The 17,904-nt window shown below is 48.2% G+C and carries 12 protein-coding genes and 1 riboswitch; of the genes, 5 read left to right on the top strand and 7 right to left on the bottom strand.

Features of this window, described 5'->3' with window-relative positions; genetic code table 11:
• Nucleotides 1–14 precede the first annotated feature (14 nt).
• On the top strand, nucleotides 15–275 hold the full coding sequence (locus tag ACFSUC_RS06550) for a CPCC family cysteine-rich protein (RefSeq protein WP_379928711.1): 261 nt from the start codon (nucleotides 15–17) through the stop codon (nucleotides 273–275).
• Between the two features lie 160 nt (nucleotides 276–435).
• Here the strand turns inward: ACFSUC_RS06550 and ACFSUC_RS06555 are convergent, their stop codons facing one another.
• Nucleotides 436–591: a transposase domain-containing protein gene (locus tag ACFSUC_RS06555; RefSeq protein WP_379928713.1), complete on the bottom strand. Its 156-nt coding sequence runs from the start codon at nucleotides 589–591 to the stop codon at nucleotides 436–438.
• Entirely contained in the window at nucleotides 581–874 is a 294-nt protein-coding gene (locus ACFSUC_RS06560) for an IS66 family transposase (RefSeq protein WP_379928714.1), read from the bottom strand. The genes ACFSUC_RS06555 and ACFSUC_RS06560 overlap by 11 nt, the downstream gene beginning before the upstream one ends.
• Nucleotides 875–1,155: 281 nt before the next feature.
• On the opposite strand from ACFSUC_RS06560, the gene ACFSUC_RS06565 reads away from it, so the two are divergent.
• The gene (locus ACFSUC_RS06565) at nucleotides 1,156–1,656 is read left to right on the top strand and encodes a hypothetical protein (protein WP_379928715.1); all 501 of its coding nucleotides are present in this window, start codon (nucleotides 1,156–1,158) and stop codon (nucleotides 1,654–1,656) included.
• A gap of 192 nt (nucleotides 1,657–1,848) precedes the next feature.
• Here the strand turns inward: ACFSUC_RS06565 and ACFSUC_RS06570 are convergent, their stop codons facing one another.
• Nucleotides 1,849–3,492: a glycogen-binding domain-containing protein gene (locus ACFSUC_RS06570; RefSeq protein ID WP_379928717.1), complete on the bottom strand. Its 1,644-nt coding sequence runs from the start codon at nucleotides 3,490–3,492 to the stop codon at nucleotides 1,849–1,851.
• A gap of 393 nt (nucleotides 3,493–3,885) precedes the next feature.
• Between ACFSUC_RS06570 and ACFSUC_RS06575 the strand changes: the two genes are divergently transcribed.
• Entirely contained in the window at nucleotides 3,886–4,503 is a 618-nt protein-coding gene (locus ACFSUC_RS06575) for a TetR/AcrR family transcriptional regulator (protein WP_379928719.1), read from the top strand.
• A 201-nt stretch (nucleotides 4,504–4,704) separates the two neighbouring features.
• Nucleotides 4,705–10,701 (top strand): GH32 C-terminal domain-containing protein, encoded by a 5,997-nt coding sequence (locus ACFSUC_RS06580; RefSeq protein ID WP_379928720.1) that lies wholly within the window; start codon nucleotides 4,705–4,707, stop codon nucleotides 10,699–10,701.
• A gap of 235 nt (nucleotides 10,702–10,936) precedes the next feature.
• On the opposite strand, the gene nrdG is transcribed toward ACFSUC_RS06580, so the two are convergent.
• The 4 genes from nrdG to ACFSUC_RS06600 all read right to left on the bottom strand — a co-directional run bounded on the left by nrdG (nucleotide 10,937) and on the right by ACFSUC_RS06600 (nucleotide 16,848).
• Nucleotides 10,937–11,422, bottom strand: a complete 486-nt coding sequence (gene nrdG / locus ACFSUC_RS06585) for an anaerobic ribonucleoside-triphosphate reductase activating protein (protein WP_379928721.1) — start codon at nucleotides 11,420–11,422, stop codon at nucleotides 10,937–10,939.
• Entirely contained in the window at nucleotides 11,419–13,353 is a 1,935-nt protein-coding gene (locus ACFSUC_RS06590; protein ID WP_379928927.1) for an anaerobic ribonucleoside triphosphate reductase, read from the bottom strand. Before ACFSUC_RS06590 ends, nrdG begins: the two co-directional genes overlap by 4 nt.
• A gap of 104 nt (nucleotides 13,354–13,457) precedes the next feature.
• Entirely contained in the window at nucleotides 13,458–14,495 is a 1,038-nt protein-coding gene (locus ACFSUC_RS06595) for a ribonucleotide-diphosphate reductase subunit beta (RefSeq protein ID WP_379928722.1), read from the bottom strand.
• Nucleotides 14,496–14,622: 127 nt separating this feature from the next.
• Nucleotides 14,623–16,848 (bottom strand): ribonucleoside-diphosphate reductase subunit alpha, encoded by a 2,226-nt coding sequence (locus ACFSUC_RS06600; protein ID WP_379928723.1) that lies wholly within the window; start codon nucleotides 16,846–16,848, stop codon nucleotides 14,623–14,625.
• A 131-nt stretch (nucleotides 16,849–16,979) separates the two neighbouring features.
• A riboswitch (cobalamin riboswitch) is annotated at nucleotides 16,980–17,256 on the bottom strand.
• 173 nt (nucleotides 17,257–17,429) lie between these two features.
• Between ACFSUC_RS06600 and ACFSUC_RS06605 the strand changes: the two genes are divergently transcribed.
• On the top strand, nucleotides 17,430–17,831 hold the full coding sequence (locus tag ACFSUC_RS06605) for a DUF2203 domain-containing protein (protein ID WP_379928724.1): 402 nt from the start codon (nucleotides 17,430–17,432) through the stop codon (nucleotides 17,829–17,831).
• Nucleotides 17,832–17,904 lie beyond the last annotated feature (73 nt).

Below are 17,904 nucleotides of genomic sequence, written 5' to 3' on the forward strand. Positions count from 1 at the left end.
AGGGAAGTCAAAATATGAAAAGAATTCAATGTCCTTGTTGCAACAATTTCACAATAGAAAGTGAAGATGAGATTGTTGTAGATATTTGTGATGTATGTTTTTGGCAGTTTGATGTTGTGGCTCATGCAAAGCCTGATAAAATCATAGGAGCAAACCACATTTCATTAAATCAAGCAATTGAGAATTACAAGCAATTTGGTGTTTGCAAGCCTCAGTACAAAGATATGGTCAGAAAGCCGTTAGAAGAAGAACTACCAAAGAATAACTTAGAATAGAGATTGATATAAACCTTGAGCGGCTTCATGCCTTTCAAGGTTTATTTCTTAGTGGGGGCTACCAAGTGTCGGATGACCCCATCATTCAACCAATAAGTAGGCGTCAAAAAGTCCCCACCTATTCAATAAGCGAGGATCTCTGTGTTATGCTAAGTTTGTTTCATACGACAGTGGTCTGGAATCCCTTTGGACCAAGGCAGAAAGCTTCTGGATCGTTTAGATCTGTTAGTTGCGGCAACGATTCAAACAAATACGCTAGGTAAGGCATAGGATTCAAGCCATTTTCTTTCGCTGTCTCGATGATACTATTGATCATTGCGCTGGCGTGGGCATTCCGTGGTGTATTGCTGAAGAGAAAATTTTTTCTCAATAACAAAGGGCTTTATCGATCTTTCGCACCGGTTATTGTCCAGCTCCAATCTGCCGTCTTGCAGGAAGGCTTCTGGCTTTTCTTGTTGGTTCAAGCAGTAGATCATGGCTTTACCGAGTAATTTTTCGGGCAATACTTTGGGGCGTTGCTTACGAATCCGTGCGAAAAAGTCATCGACCACAGGGCGACTTTCCTCTGTACGTATACGCAAACGTTCTTCGCTTGGCATATCTTCGATGCCTCACTCAATCGAAAATAACCGGTTGCAATACTCCAGCTTTTCATTCTCATAGAGCTGTACCAGTTGCTTTTTGAATTCGGTTGTAAATGTGCGTCGTTGTTTTTTTGACATTGTAGAGAACCGCTCCTTAGCATGATAGATCTATTCTACAAGCCCTTATTTTTTCTGTTCAACTTAGTGTATCCGATCTAAAAGCTTGTCAGCGAATTGAGAGAGAACCTGAAATAATAAGAATTGGTTTGTATAACTGGAAGGACAGGAGAATCGCCATGAAAAAGGTCGGGATTTTATTTCAGTTTGTGTTGTTGATGGTACTGCTTCCATCTTGTTCGAATCATGATCCTTCCAGTCAAGAAAAACAGTCGAAAGCTAAATTAACGAATATCCACATCCTTTACTATCATCCTCAATCAATCAAACCACAGCCAGAACTCATTGACGTTGAATATGAATCAAGTCAATTACTAACCACGCTCATGGAGGTTGAGGAAGCTGGGTCTGAGCCTCAGTCGGTTATTCTGCCTGCATGGAATCAAATCAAGCGTATTTACATTCTGGACTATGTATATGAGAGTGACTCGATTACTTCTGAGTCTGATCATGAAATGTTGCTATGGGATAATGATGGCAATTACTATATAAAACCATTTGTCATGACAAGTGACTATCTGTATGACACCTATAATGAAAAGACAAAAGAAGAGATTCTGCACAGAGTAGGTTCAGATAACTGGAAATCGATTAAACCGTTGACGATCTTCACAAACTAGGTGGAGATGAGTACCTCCTCTATAAATCATGTGCATGAAGAATTATAGAGAAAAATAGCCCGAACAGTTTGTTATTCCACACTGTTCGGGCTATTTGTCATAAAAAGCAGCTTCGAGCACGGACTAAACTCTTCGTAGGCCATCACCGGATCACAACTCCGAAGAGTGTGTCAATCATCCCACAGTCAATTCTTATCTGTAAGACTCCCAATCCATATAGATGCTGGACTGATGTTCATTGATGGTAGGGAGCCAGCTTTCCCATTCGCGGATTGTCTTTGCCAAATCCTCGCCAAAAGCCTTGGCATATTTGTTTTGGATCGTTTCCAGAGAATCTTTTTCCGATAGGGAAAGCAAAAACGTGCCAAACTTGTCTTTTTCCTCAAGGATGTTCACATGATAATAAATGAACGATGTGAGCAAATAAAAGTTGATTTTGGAATGATCGGACTGGGCCAGCATGTCCATGAGTCCGGAAGTACCATTGCTGACCTGGAGGAAATCTCGGGCAGATAAGTTTCGATTGTAATGTTTGTCCGCCAAATTTCCTTTCAGTTCGTACGCATATCCCATGGCTATTTCAAAGGCGTGATGATCCAACGGAAACAAGATACGAATGAGAAAGGCGGTATCCAAATTATTATTTTGGTTAAATAATTCTTTCGTGTTTTCAATATAGAGCGAATAGCCCCCTTCCTGATAGATGCTTCCTTCCTCATCATGCGTATACTCAGCCGCATAAATGCGTATTTTCCCAGCTGTGACAGGCAAGTAATCAATCAGACCGGTAGCGCCTCTGTAGAAGATTTCCAGATGTTCGGTGTAATCCATATCTTCTACCGTAAAGTAGTCAAAATGTTTACTGGAGAAATACTTCATGTCTGAATGCAATTTATTGGTTTTGGCATCCGGTTCAATAATGGCATCGTAATTGATACCGTTCATATTCGGATTGAATGGGTCATAATGATAGGATCCGTCTGCTATGAACTTGTATGTAGTGGTATGGGCGAGAGGGACGGTTACGGTAAATTCATTCCCATTTTTCTTCATCGGAGTCTCGGTTTCGGACCAGCCGTTGAAGGAACCGCTCAGATATACGTTCTTCGCCTGACTGCTATAGAAATAGAAGGTAACATCGGTAAATTCAATGCCAAGCAACTGGATGAATGCTTCATGGTTCGTCTGGGTTACTTGTTCTTGAGTAAAGGCACCCAACTCAACGAGATGCTCCAGCAATGTCTTGTTATCCTTCTTCAAATGAGTGGTTAATGCCTCATAGGTAAGGGTTGCAATGGACGCTCTTAGAAATGGCGAATTGGCCAGTTGAGAAGAGGTGGAGGCAGACAAGAGACCGATTTCCTCTGCTTTCTCAAATGCTTCTGTATAGAGGAAGTCGCCCCGACTGTCATCGTAGCCCAGCACTCGCAATATAAATGTGACATATTGAAGGGCATTCATTTTGCCGCTGCCAAAGGTGGTCGCACTCATACCGCTGGTCAGGTCATGGTGATAGAGATAACCGACATAAGGGCTCGCCCACACCGGAACATCCTGGAACGGATGAGTGTATTTTTTGTTTTGTGCTTCTGTTTCTTTGCCCAGCAAGCGGACAAGCATCACTGCGCCTTCAAGACGGGTGGAGGCTCTGTCCAGCTCAAATCCGTATGGACTTCCGGTAAAGATGCCTAGTGTGTTTAGCAGTTCTGCTTTTTGTGCCGCTGTGCTGGAGTCCTTGGCAGCATGAGCCGTGGATGTGGAGGATGAGAATGTGGTGAGGATAGTCACCATAACGGCGATGGTGAGAGCAAGGCTCATCCAGTGTGTTTTTTTCATGTCGGACACTCCTTGAAATATTAGTAGGTTCTCTACTATTTTACATGTTGCAAGATATTAGTAAATACATATTTTTATTACCTATAACCCCAAGCTCCTAGTTTGCAAAGACGACTTGACAGTATACCGACCGGTATGGTTATATACTTGCAACAAGGAAGTATACTGATCGGTATACTCTATCGCATCAAATAAGGAGGATGAATCATCATGACAAGCAACCAGAAACAGCTCCTTGCTGCCATCGGGTTTGTGATCTTGTGGAGCTCAGGTTTTATTGGTGCCAGATGGGGGACGGATGAAAAGTGAACCTGACAGGAGATCGGGTCATGATGTAGAGCGGAAATCAGTTTGCTAGCATAGCCTCGTGCCGATCAGAAAGGGGAGATAGAAATGGATAAAACAAAGATGATACATGGATCTGAGAGAGGACATGGTGGAATTAAAATGACGCCGGCTGCGGTGAAAATACTGGAGACAGCCTCTCACTTGTTCTACTGGAAAGGGATTAACGCGGTAGGGGTGGAGACGATTGCCAGTGAGGCCGGGGTAACCAAGAAGACGCTGTATGATCGGTTTGGTTCGAAAGACCAGTTGATCGTCGCTTACCTCGCCCATCGGGATGAGCAATGGAAAACGCATCTTCATCAAAGTTTAGCTAACGTACCTGCAAATGAGCCCTTGCATAAAATTCTCCGTATATTCGATGCATTGGGAAGCTGGCTGGCCATGAATCATCAGCGAGGTTGTGCGTTCATCAATGCCCTGGCAGAGCTTACGGATGAATCCCATCCAGGTAGAATGCTGATATTTGAAGAAAAGAAATGGCTGAAGCAATTATTTGCTGATTGGTTGACCCAAGCAGGCGTAGAAGAGGCAGAAGCGAAGAGTGAAAAGCTGCTGATTCTGCATGAAGGAGGAACGGTGGCGTATTCAATGAATCTCTCGACGGACGTCGTGACTACGTTGAAAGAAACGGCCATGTCCATCATCGGGGAAACCGAAAAGTGATGAACCATGATGACGAAATGAAAGTTGTCGATTCAAGCTTGACGGTATGAAAGCGCTTTTATATAATAAAGCTAGAGTGAAAAGAAATCGTTTACGTAAACGTACAGACACACGTACACATTACGCGCAATGATTTTCTTTTTATTCCGTGTTATATAAACGATTACGTAATCGTTTAATAAAACGAATGGAGGGTCATACATGAAGGGCGCTACATGGAAAGGCAAGCAAATCATTTCGTTATTCAGCAGTATTCTAATGTTTGTTTCGACGGTTGTACTGGCTATTCCGGCTAACAAGAGCTATGCAGCAACCAATACGATTGTCAATCCAGGGTTTGAAACGGGGGATTTGACAGGCTGGACGGTCGTCCATGGCCAAGCTTTCTCTCAGGCTGATGTAACCGATGAGACCACGTTCTGGAACAAGCAAGCCTTCGGACAGCACAACTTTTGGCACATCTGGGGAGGTGCCGGTGATAACGCAAAAGTGGGCGTATTGGAATCCGAAACTTTCACCCTTGGTGGCGATGGTCAGATTGATTTTCAGGTCGGTGGGGACCAGGATCTGAATCAGTTGTATATTGCCCTTGTGAGAGAATCGGATGATGCAATCCTGATGAAAGCAACAGGAACAGGCAGCGATGCGTATTCGACTGTAAACTGGGACGCATCAGCGTATACAGGAACCGTGGTAAAGATCCGCGTGGTCGATCAATCCACGACCGGGCATATCAATCTCGATGATGTGAACGTGCCGCCGACTCCGTCGTTGCACAATCATACGGAGCCGGCGATATATAATCATGATTTTGAATATACCGAGCTTGTTCCGTTCGTCATTCGCGGATGGAATCAGGTAAGCGGGGACGCCTTTGCACCGTCCAGCTTGACGCATCAGGAGCTGTACAGTGAAGGAGGTGCTTTCCGACATGCTGATTCCTACCATCTATGGAGCTTTAAGGACGGTGGGGACGGACAAGTAGGAGAACTGCGATCCACGACCTTTACCCTTGGAGGGAATGGGGGCATTGATTTTCTCATCAGCGGGGGACAGGATATCGACAATCTGTACGTCGCCCTGGTGCGTGCCTCTGACGGTGCCGAATTATTCAGAGAAACAGGTCGAAATTCCGAAGCTTACCAACGGGTGTTCTGGAATGCGTCGGCTTATGTGGGACAGGACGTCTATATCCAGATTGTTGACAACCAGACCGGAGGATGGGGTCATATTAACGTAGATGATTTCCATGTGCTCAACTCCGTGTTTGCCGGGGGCCTGCTTGGCGAATGGTCCTTGAACGAGGGAACAGGAACCCAGGCTATGGAAACGGTGACGGGTACATCCGATCCGATCGATTATCATTTGAATACCGGCGTGTACCAGCCTGCGCAAGACCCGATGTGGAAATCGGACGGCATTCGCAGCCATGCCCTGTTGTTTGATGGCTATTCGACCTGGATCACGCGTACCCCGGACGAGATTCCGGCTCCAAAGCGTGCCATCACGCTGGAGGCATGGGTAGCCCCGCGGAATTTCGAGCACGGAGATGAAAATCGCTTGTCCGCGATCATCAACCAACATGACCGAGAAGCAAAGGAAGGATATATACTTGGTCACTTCCGTCACGGGACATGGGGGTTGCAATTCGGTGCAGATGGAAACTGGCGGGAGATCATGACCGATTCTCTCCTTCCATTAAACGAATGGACACATATTACCGCTACGTATGACAGTCTGACAGGGGAAGCTGTCCTGTATCAGAACGGTGAGAAGGTAGCCTCTGCAGATTTCCCGGCAGGAGAGGAAATCACCCCAAGTGTCAATGACTTGCTTATCGGGAAAAACAATGATGGCATGTGGCTGTACGGCTACACCATGAACATGTTCAGCGGGCTGCTTGATGAAGTGAAAATTTATAACGAGGCACGTACGGCTGCTCAGGTGAAACAGGCGTATGATCTGGACATTCAGGCCCTGGGGGGCAATCTTCCAACGGTTGATCGTACAATCGACCGAAGCCTGCTTGCCGCAGACAAGCACCGTCCGCAATTCCATGCTTCCCCGCCAACGGCCTGGGGAAATGAGCCCGGTGGACCGATCTATTTCAATGGACAATATCACTTGTTCTATCAGAGCAATCCGAGGGGACCGTTCTGGAATCATATTCGCTTCGGACATCTCGTCAGTGACGACATGGTTCATTGGAGAGATGTAGATGACGCGGTGATTCCCGGCTATCAGAATGTAGATCCGGAAGGGGCCTGGGCGGGAACCTCTGTCGTCGATGACCAGAATGTGCCGGTTATTTTCTATACGGCCGGAGATGATCGTTTGCGTGCCACTCTCGGCTCTAATCAAAATATCAATATTGCAAGAAGCACCTATCCAATGGATGGTGACAATGATCTGAATCGCTGGGAGAAATCCCCGGAACTGATTGTGACGCAAGAGCCGGGTGAAGGTATACCAGGGGAATTCCGAGATCCGTTTGTATTCAAGGACGGAAACGAGTGGTTTATGCTGGTGACTTCAGGGATTCAGGATGGACAAGGTCAATCGGTAGGCGGAACGGCATTGGTGTATTCGACCACGGATTCCAGCTTTGAATCCGACTGGACGTTCCGAGGTGAACTCTATGTTGGTGATTTCAACTCCTATCCATTGACGGGCAGAGTATGGGAGCTTCCGATTTTGCTGCCGCTAGGCAATTCCGGCAAGCACATCTTTCTGATTAACCCGGCTAAGGTGGATCGCAATGAGGATCAATCCCGATATACGTTCTACTGGATCGGGACATGGGATGCTGCGACTGCTCGCTTTACGCCGGACGATCCAGAACCGCAAATGTTTGATGTGGGTCAGCATTTTACTGGGCCTGCCGGGATGGTGACACCGGATGGAAGAACCATCATTCACAGCATCACGCAGGGACGTAGAACAGCGACACAGGACTATGATGCAGGGTATGCCCATAACTATGGTCTTCCAGTCAGTGTATCGCTGCGGCCCGATGGTCGTCTCGGTGTTGAACCCATTTCCGAACTGGATTCGCTCAGAGGACAGCAACTTGTCAATATCACATCTGACACTTCATTTGCCAATGCCAATCAGATTTTGTCCAGTGTGAGCGGAGATATGCTGGAAATTCAGTTGGAACTGGACAGCGGGCTGGCCAATGAGGCAGGTCTCAGTGTTCGCCGTTCCCCTAATGGAGAAGAAGAGACAATTGTGTACTACAAGAAGAGTTCCAAGGAGTTCTTCGTCAACCGGACAAAAGCCAGTCTCAATGAAGACACTGACAAATGGTTCCAAGGTGGTGTAGTCGATATCGGGACGGAGTCGATTCAGATGCACATGTACGTGGATCGTTCCCAGATCGAGACATACCTGAATGGCTTGAAGGGATTGACGACGCGTACCTACCCAACCAGGAATGATGCCACAGGCGTGCAGCTATGGGCGAATGAACAGCCAAACACGGTCGTGGTGAAGTCCCTGCAAATCTGGGAAATGAACTCGGCCTACACGCCGGTGAATCCGACAGGGATTAGCCTTAGTCCTGCCAGTATGACCTTGATTGAAGGAGATACAGAGCGGTTGACGCCGACGATTGCACCGGCTCAAGCGACGAACAAGGACGTCATTTGGACATCCAGCAACCCGGCTGTCGCTACCGTTGTCAATGGCAACGTAACAGGTCAGATGCCGGGCACGGCGACGATCACGGCAAAGACGAGAACCGGTCTGCATACGGCAACCGCTGCCATTACGGTTACGGCGGAGCCTGCCCATGATGGATTGCTCAACCATGATTTTGAGGATGGTTTGACGGGCTGGACTGTTGTGAGCGGCGATGCCTTTGGTGCACTGGATGTGACTGTTGCCGATGACTGGGGCTGGGGTGGTCCTTTTAATCAGAACGGCAATCGCCATCTTTGGGGAGTGAAGGATGGTTCGGATGCTCAGACAGGTGTATTAACCTCACAGACCTTTACGTTGGGTGGAAACGGTCAGATCGATTTCCTTGTAGGCGGAGGCAATGATATTTATGATCTCTATGTTTCCCTGGTTCGCGCTTCAGACGGGAAAGAACTGATGAAAGCGAGTGGCGGGAACAAAGAAAGCTATACCCGCATATACTGGGACGCCTCTGACTATATCGGACAGCAACTCTACATCAAAATCGTCGATCGTGAAACAGGCGCTTGGGGACATCTGAACGTGGACGATGTCAACGTGCCGGTTGAACCCCCTGTCAATTCCACCCTTACTAACCCCGGTTTTGAGACAGGGGATCTTGCGGGCTGGACAGTGACAGGCGATGCGTTTACGGTCGCGGACGTGACTTCGGATACAGGTTGGGGCTGGGGAGGCCCCTTCCATCATGAAGGAACTTATCATCTCTGGGGGTTCAAGGATGGAGCCGATACCCAGGTGGGCACGCTTCAATCCACCCCCTTTACCTTGCATGGCTCGGGCTGGATTGATTTCCTGATTGGTGGCGGAGAAGATCTGAATCAGCTGTATGTGGCTCTCGTTCGTGCAGCAGATGGCACCGAACTGATGAAAGCGACGGGACATCAGGATGAAGCCTACCGAAGGGTTTTCTGGGACGCATCCGCTTATGTGGGTGAAGAACTGTATGTGAAGATCGTTGATACTGCAACAGGTGGCTGGGGACATTTGAATGTGGATGATTTTCACGTATTCAATTCGACATCTGCAATTGTGACAGAGGATCGATATCAGATGTACCGTCCCGCACACCGTTATACCGCGGAGAAACATTGGCTGAATGATCCGAACGGGCTGGTCTATTATGATGGCGAATATCATCTGTTCTATCAGCATAACCCGACTGGAAATACGTGGGGCCCGATGTACTGGGGACATGCGGTCAGTACAGACCTCATCTCCTGGACAGAACTGCCAATCGCCCTGGAACCTGATCAAAACGGATTCGCCTGGTCAGGTTCAGTGGTCATAGACTGGAACAATACGACGGGCTTCCAGGAAGGCAAAGAGCCCCCGATGGTAGCGATGTACACGAGTGAAAAGGCAGGCGTGCAGACGCAAAGCCTCGCCTACAGTTTGGACAAAGGACGCACTTGGACGAAGTATGCGGGCAATCCAGTCATACCAATGCCCGCTGATTTAGGGGTATTCCGTGATCCCAAAGTTTTCTGGCATGAGGAGACGAATCGATGGGTTATGGTGATTGCGGCTGAAAATAAATCGGGCGGACAATTTATTCGCATTTTCCATTCCAGCGATATGAAATCCTGGACATTCGCCAGCGACTTTGGTCTGACAGACGGTAATCATAACGGAGTCTGGGAAGTACCGGATTTGTTTGAACTGCCCGTCGATGGCAATCCGAATCAAACCAAATGGGTCATGCAAGTCAGTTTAAGCTCGGGGGCACCTGCCGGAGGTTCAGGCATGCAATATTTCATCGGTGATTTCGATGGGATCACCTTTACCAATGCCAATCCGCCTTCCACAGCACTTTATTCGGAGTACGGATCGGATTTTTACGCCGCCATTACCTTTAGCGATATGCCGGTGACGGATAATCGTCGGATTCAAATCGGTTGGATGAACAATTGGAGCTATGGGCAGGCGATTCCGGCAACCATTTTCAGAAGTGCGATGTCTTTGCCACGTGAACTAACCTTGCAGACCACCGACAATGGGATTCGTCTCGTTCAATCCCGGGTCTCGGAAGTAGAAAGCTACAGAGGTGCAGGTCAGAGCTGGAGTCCGCAGTCACTTGCGGTCGGGAATAACTTGCTGAGTGGGGTGAATGGAACTGTGGGCGAGATCATGGCCCAGTTTGATGTTACCGGGACGGCTGCCACGGAATTTGGTTTCAAGGTTCGCAAGGGTGCCAGTGAAGAGACTATCATTGGTTATGATGTGGTCAATCAGAAGCTGTTTGTTGATCGAACACAGTCTGGAGAAGATCATTTCAGCGCTGCCTTCTCTGCCCGGCATGAAGCGACCATGGTCCCTCAAAATGGAAAAATCCGCATTCGCATTCTCATTGACCGTTCGTCTGTAGAAGTGTTCGGTCAAGATGGAGAAGTGCTGTTTACGGAACAAATCTTTCCCCGACTGACAAGCGATCAGCTGGAAGTGTATACGAAAGACGGTCAGATTCAGTTGGACCAATTGGACTGGTTTGCGATGTAGGCAAGTCGTGTTGCTATCCGATTCATTCGCAGATCAAGTAGAACCGTGGAATCATGATAAATAGAAATACTTGGCGCTAAAACACAAATAAGAAACCGCTCCTTGGTAGATGGTCGTTTTTGACACTTCCATTCTATACAGTGAGCGGTTTCTTGGCATGTCCTGCTATTGATTCCGTTCATAACAAGTACGACATTTAAGACATGTACGACGTATAAGCAGGTGCGCATGACTACTAGGTGAGGAAGTGAATGCGCTGGTTGCGACTTCCCCTGAAGGAAAGCGTGAGATCTCGCTCAGAGAGAATGAAGGGTCCGTCTACCAGCACATCACAGCTGGCAAGCAGTTCTATCTCGTCGGGATCATTCCTTTCTCGTAGTTGCTCGAGCGTATAACCTGAATAGATCCAAATGTGCCTGCCGGAAGCCTTGAGTCTTTTGGCGAGAGGCTTGATTTGCCTGGCCTGGGCAAAGGGCTCCCCGCCGCTAAAAGTAATGTTGGTGAGCGGATTGAACGTTTCCTCGAACAATTCATCCACGGTCATATCCGATCCGTTGTCCATGTTCCAACTGTACGGGTTATGACAACCGTCACAACGGTGTGGACAGCCTGCAAAAAAGATAACGGTTCGCAAGCCCTCTCCGTCTACCACAGAATCGTGCACGATATCCAGCACTTTACACGTTTCCGTATCGAGATGGCCAACGGGAAGCCTGCTCATGCTTGTCCCCTGATCGCTGCCTCGCGTGAAGGTAATCCGTGGCGTACACGCTGACGCTCTTCGCTCCGCTTGGCAGCATTCCATTTGTCCAGGTCACCGACGAGATAGCCTGTGATTCTGCGGATTCGGCTGATTCGATCCTCCTCAGAGATTAGACAACGGGGACATGCCTGTTCGATGATCCCTTCATAACCGCAACATTGGCAACGATCTACGGGATGATTAATACTGCCATAGCCGATGTCATGCTCGGCCATGCACTTGACTAGCGTGTCCAGTGCCTCGATGTTCTTCCTTGCCTCTCCGTCCAGTTCAATATACGTAATATGTCCAGCATTGCATAGGGAATGAAACGGTCCCTCCAGCCGGATCTTGTCGATGGCTTTGACCGGGAAGTGAACAGGGATATGAAAGGAATTCGTATAATAGTCCCGATCCGTAATGCCCTCCAAGCGTCCAAACGTGATTTGGTCATGCCTGGTGAAGGTACCGCTTAACCCTTCGGCTGGCGTGGCGATCAGCGTAAAATTGAGATCATGGCGTTCACTGGCTTGATCCATTTTGTGACGCATAAATGAAACGATGGAGTTGCCCAGTTTCCAGGATGACTCGCTTTCCCCGTGATGGCTGCCGGTCAGTGCCTTCAGGCATTCCGCCAGTCCAATAAAACCAAGAGACAGCGTGCCTTGCTTCAGTATCTCTGCCAGTGGATCGGTCGGTTTAAGCTGTTCTCCGCCAGTCCATACGCCCTGGCTGTAGAGAAAAGAGAAATCTCCGGCACATTTCCTGGCCTGATAATCGTAACGTTCAAGAAGTTGCCGTACGACGACATCCGTTAACTGGTCGAGCTGATGGAAGAAGTGGTTGGGATTGGCGGACAGCAGAGCCAGTTTGACGAGATTCACACTGGTAAATGATAGGTTTCCCCTGCCGATACTGTTCGCTGTTCCGTGGCGATTGCCCATCACTCGCGTGCGGCAACCCATGTAACTTACCTCCGAATAGGGCTGGTCCATCTCATAGTAGGAACGATTAAAGCTGGCATCGAGAAAGGAAAAGTTCGGAAACAGCCGTCGCGCCGTCGTTTCCAGCGCAAGCTCATACAAGTCGTAATTGGGATCGCTCGCTTCAAAGTTTACGCCTTTCTTCATCTTGAATATCTGAATGGGGAAAACAGGTGTTTCTCCATGTCCAAGACCTGCCTGGGTGGCTAGCAGCAAATTTCGTGTGAGCAGGCGTCCTTCAGCAGAGGTGTCTGTGCCGTAATTGATGGAAGTGAAGGGGATTTGACCTCCCCCTCGACTGTGCATACTGTTCAGATTATGAATAAATGCCTCACATGCCTGATACGTGGTGCGATCGGTTTCTTTCCAGGCTTGTTCGGCTAGTGTTTCCTCTGTCCATGAAACGGGATAGGCAGACAGTCGTGAAATCCATGTTTTATACGTTTTGCGAATGTAAGGCGCCAGATCATGATCGAAGGCGGCAAAGGACTGTCCGCCATGCTGCATGTTCTGGTTGGACTGGAAAAGGATCGTAGCGAGTGCCATCGCACTGGTAATGTCTCCCGGTGTTCGCATATGACCGTGACCGGTATTGAAGCCGTGCTGGAGTAGCTTGCCCAGTGGAATCTGGCAGCACGTGGTGGTGCCGCTCGCATAGTAATCCAGGTCGTGAAGATGAATCAAATTATCTGCCATTGCCTGCCGAGCTTCTTCACGGAGCAAATATTGGCGGGCATAATATTTCGCACTCTCCCCTGCAAGCTTGCTCATCATCCCGCAAGGACTTCGGCCATCCATATTGGCATTTTCCTGCAGCAGCTCCTGGTCCTTGGACTGGATGACCTGATGAAAGGCGTAATGAAGCTGCGAAACCGCCTCCTTCTCAACAGGTGACACCTGTTGTGCTGCGGAGATAGGTGGATGCATCATGGATCAGATCTCCTTTCTATTCACGGTAACTTCTGTACGAATGAATGACTGTTTAACTGTATAGCTGTATAACTGTATACTTTACGATTGTCTGTTCTCTCCTACAGCTCATCCCAGTTCAGATTGGAGGACTTGGCATAGTTGGTCACCTTTTGCTCAAAGAAGTCGGTCTTCATCGCATTCATATTACTGAAGTGCTCGACCCATTTCATGGGATGCTCGGTGACCTCAGGATATAAAATGTCCAGGTCCAGCTTTTTCAACCGTTCATTGGCCAGGTACTGAATGTATTGCGCCAGTACGTCATTGGTGATGCCGGCAATCTGATTATTTGTAATGTACTGGCCCCAGGCAATTTCATGCTCTACGGCTGTTTTCATCATTTGTCGCAGATCTTCGATCATGGCAGGGGTGAAGAGCTCCGGATTTTCACGGCGCACCTCCCGGAAAATATGCTGGAACAAGGCCAGATGGGTCAGTTCATCACGCTGGATATATTTGATTTCCGACACCGTGCCGAGCATTTTTCCCTGACGGCCAAGCGCGTAGAAAAAGCTGAAGCCGCTGTAGAAATAGATGCCCTCCAGAATATAATTGGCCATAATCGTTCTCAGCAGATTCTGGCTGTTCGGCTCGGCGATAAAACGTTCATACAGATCGGTGATGAAACGGTTACGCAGCAGCAGATGCTTGTCATTGCGCCATTCGTTGTAGATGCGGTCTCGAACTTCAGCGGAGCACACACTGTCCAGAATGTAGGAATAGCTCTGGCTGTGAACCGCCTCCTGGAACGTATGCACCGTCAGAATGAGATTAACTTCGGGTGCCGTGATATATTCATTGATATTGGGCAGGTTGGCGGTTTGCAGAGAATCGAGAAAGATCAGAAAGCTAATAATTTTGTCAAAACTCTGTCTCTCGACATCCGACAACTGTTTGTAGTCCTTCGCATCCTGGGCCAGTGGAATCTCTTCTGGAATCCAGAAGTTGTTCATCATGGTGCGGTACATCTTCGTAGCCCAGTCATACTTCACATTGTTCAGCTCAATCAGATTGGTTGTGTTGCCGCCAATGATTCTTCGCTTGCCCCAGTCTCGTTCTCCGTGTTCGTTGAACAGTTTTTTCTTGTGCAGTTCCACAACAATCGCTCCTTCAGATCAGATGGTTTACAAATAGATATAGTTGGTCAATCAGTCAATTGATCATTCAGTCAATCGGTCAATCAATGCATAAAGATGAAGGCTTCCGTACAGATGAATGCGTGGATCACGATGAGCAGCTTTCACAGTCCTCGACTTCCAGCGATTTGTTACGGCAGTAGTACACCGTCTTCAAGCCTTGCTTCCATGCAGCCAGGTACAGCTCCAGAAACTGCTTCGCACTCAGCTCGGGCGTAATATAGAGATTGAAGGATTGCGCCTGATCAATATGTCGCTGTCTGCGCCCCGCAGCGGCAATGCTCCATTGTTGGTCAATATGATGGGCTTCTTTGTAATACCACATCGTTTCCGCAGACAGATTCGGAGCCGTTTGCGGGATGACCGCTTTCTTCTTTTCTTCAATGAAGAACTTCTGGAAAATGGGGTCGATGCCCGCTGTGGAACCGGCGATCAGTGAAGTGGAAGCTGTCGGGGCAATCGCGAACATCCAGGCATTGCGCACCCCGTACTGGGCCGCTTCGCTGCTTAGTTCTTTCCATTTCAAATCGGTATAGCCGCGATCCGAAAAATAGGCTCCTGTCTTCCAGTCGCTGCCCTCACAGACCGAATAGGCACCCTTCTCCCTGGCCAATTGGACGGATGCCTTGACTGCACAGTAGTTGATCCATTCATACAGCTCGTCCACTTCATTCAGGTGCTGCTCGCTTTCCCAGGAAATGCGATGCTGGGCGAGCCATTGATGATAGCCGCTTGTTCCGAGTCCGACCGCCCGATATTTCTGGTTGGTCATTTCAGCCTGAGGTACCGGATATTGATTCAGATCGATTACGTTGTCCATCATCCGCATCTGAATGGTGACAACCCGCTCGATGTCTGCTTTCGTCTTCATCTTCCCCAGATTCAGGGAAGACAGATTGCAGACAACGAAATCGCCCCCTTTGATGGACGTCGTGATCATGCCATTTTCATGCTGCGTGGATACCAGCTCGGAGGGACTCATGTTCTGACAGATTTCTGTACACAGGTTGGAGCAATAGATCATGCCTTCATGCTTGTTGGGATTGAGTCGGTTCACCGTATCCCGGAAGAACAGGAAAGGGGTTCCCGTCTCGAACGAGCTGGTGAGGATGCGTTTCATAATATCTATCGCTGGCACAGTCTCCCTGCTAATCGTCGGGTCCTGCACGCATTCCTCGTAACGCTGTTCCCATTGCGCTCCCCAACTGTCCTCGATGCTATAGCCTTTTATTTCCCGTATCTCATGCGGATCGAACAAGTGCCAGTCTTCTCTGGCCTCGACTTTTTTCATGAACAAATCCGGGATGCAGACGCCTGGGAAGATATCATGCGCTTTCATGCGGTCATCGCCGTTGTTGGTTTTCAGATTGAGAAAATCAAAAATATCTTTATGCCACACATCGAGATACACAGCTACGGCACCCGAACGAACACCCAGCTGATCCACCGCTACTGCAGTATTGTTGAAATTCTTGATCCACGGAATTACACCGCCGGCTGCATGCTTGAAGCCGCGGATGGATGAGCCTCGGCTCCGCACTTTGCCCATATAAATGCCCATACCGCCGCCCAGTTTGGACACCTGGGCAAAGCTGGAGTCCGTATGGTAAATGCCCCACAGATCATCCGGTACCGTATCGATAAAGCAGCTGGACAATTGATGGAACGGCTTGCGGCTATTCGCAAGGGTAGGAGTGGCGACGGTCATTTCCAGTTGGCTCATCACGTCATAAAATTGCTTCGCCCAATACACGCGATCCGTTTCCTTCATAGCCAGATGCATGGCCACGCCCATAAACATCTCCTGTGGAAGCTCCCAAACTTCGCCATCATAGCTGCGGATCAGGTAACGGTCACTTAGTGTCTTCAGTCCGATATAATTGAACAGGTAGTCACGTTCCGGTTTCACATAGCTGCCCAGCTCTTCGATTTCTTTTCTCGTATAGTGCTGCAGGATATAGCCTCCGTACAGGCCGGCTTCGGTCAGTTCAACAATGAGGTCATAGAGCGAGCCATAGCCGAGATGCTCATATCTCCTACGTAAAGCCGCATCTCTGTACAGGTCATAGACGAGCAGTCTAGCTGCCACGTACTGCCAGTCTGGCGTTTCGATGGATGTCTTCTCAACGGCAAGTCGGATCAGAATTTTTTGAAGCTCGGCTGTTTTCATTTCATTGCGGAAATACGGCAAAATCGCCGTCTCCAGTTCAATCGGATCACAAGCGGAATAAGGCTCGCAGGCAAAGTCAATGACGTTTTTCAGTTTGGAAAAGGTTAGTTCTTCCGTCGTACCATCTCGTTTTAATAGTTTCATGCGGATGCTCCTTTGCTGTTTAAGGTTATTTCAGGCATAAAAAAAAGCATTTTTACGAAAAACGTAAAAATGCTTTACAGGGAACAGATCCGGTGTCCTTGCAAAACACCTCCCTATCTCCCGTAGGTATATCAGTGTTGACAGAACAGGCAGGTCTCCTGACTTCAGCTGGATCACCAGAATCGTTCGTGATCCGTCTATTCCGGCTCGAAATGGAATAAACTTGAAAAGACGCCTTCCCAGTCATGCAGAAATGGATTGGACTAGTGGCCGATTGTCTTTTCACTCAGCTGTTACAGTGGCGGGACCGTGCTGGAATTGCACCAGCTTCCCTATTATGCGGCAGCGACAAAGAATAAAGTTGCGTAAAGATCGTGTCGCTGTAGCACCTGTTCCCACAATATATAGTTGTTGTATGTAAAGATATAACAATATATAGGGGTTGTCAATGTGTAATTGCAAAGATTCGTCACATTTGAATTCGGGTAAGGGATGAAATAATGAGCAGAATCCCATACAATAAGAATAAGGAAATCACGTAAACATGAACCGACTTTCAGCTGAATAGAGAGGGGAAGAACATGGACAAGTATTTTACGCTTCAGGAAGCAGAACAATTGCTGCCACTCCTGAAAAAGGAAATTCATTCTCTTCAGCAACTGCAGCAAAGCTTAAAGGAAAAAGCAGAATATTTACATGAACTTAAAGATCAGCAAGCAGAGGATGGAGCGATATTCCAGACGGAAAGTGAACTGGAATTTATTCAGCTGCAGGCGAAGCTGCATATTCAAAATATTCATCGCCAGGGTGTCTGGCTGAAGAGTGTCGAATTCGGATTGCTTGATTTTCCTTCTATGCTCGATGGTGAAGAGGTGCTGCTTTGCTGGAAGCAAGGGGAGGACGAGATTCGCTATTATCACGCCATTGACAGCGGATTTATGGGCCGCATCCCGATTGAGAAGGATCAGGACTTCTCCTCGTAAAGATGCGTAGAGGTGCGTAAAAATGCGTAGAGATGCGGACCTGTCTAAAAGTAGGTTGCAGAGGAAAAATGCA

It is taken from the genome of Marinicrinis sediminis, assembly GCF_042685085.1.
Classification (GTDB): Bacteria; Bacillota; Bacilli; order Paenibacillales; family KCTC-33676; genus Marinicrinis; species Marinicrinis sediminis.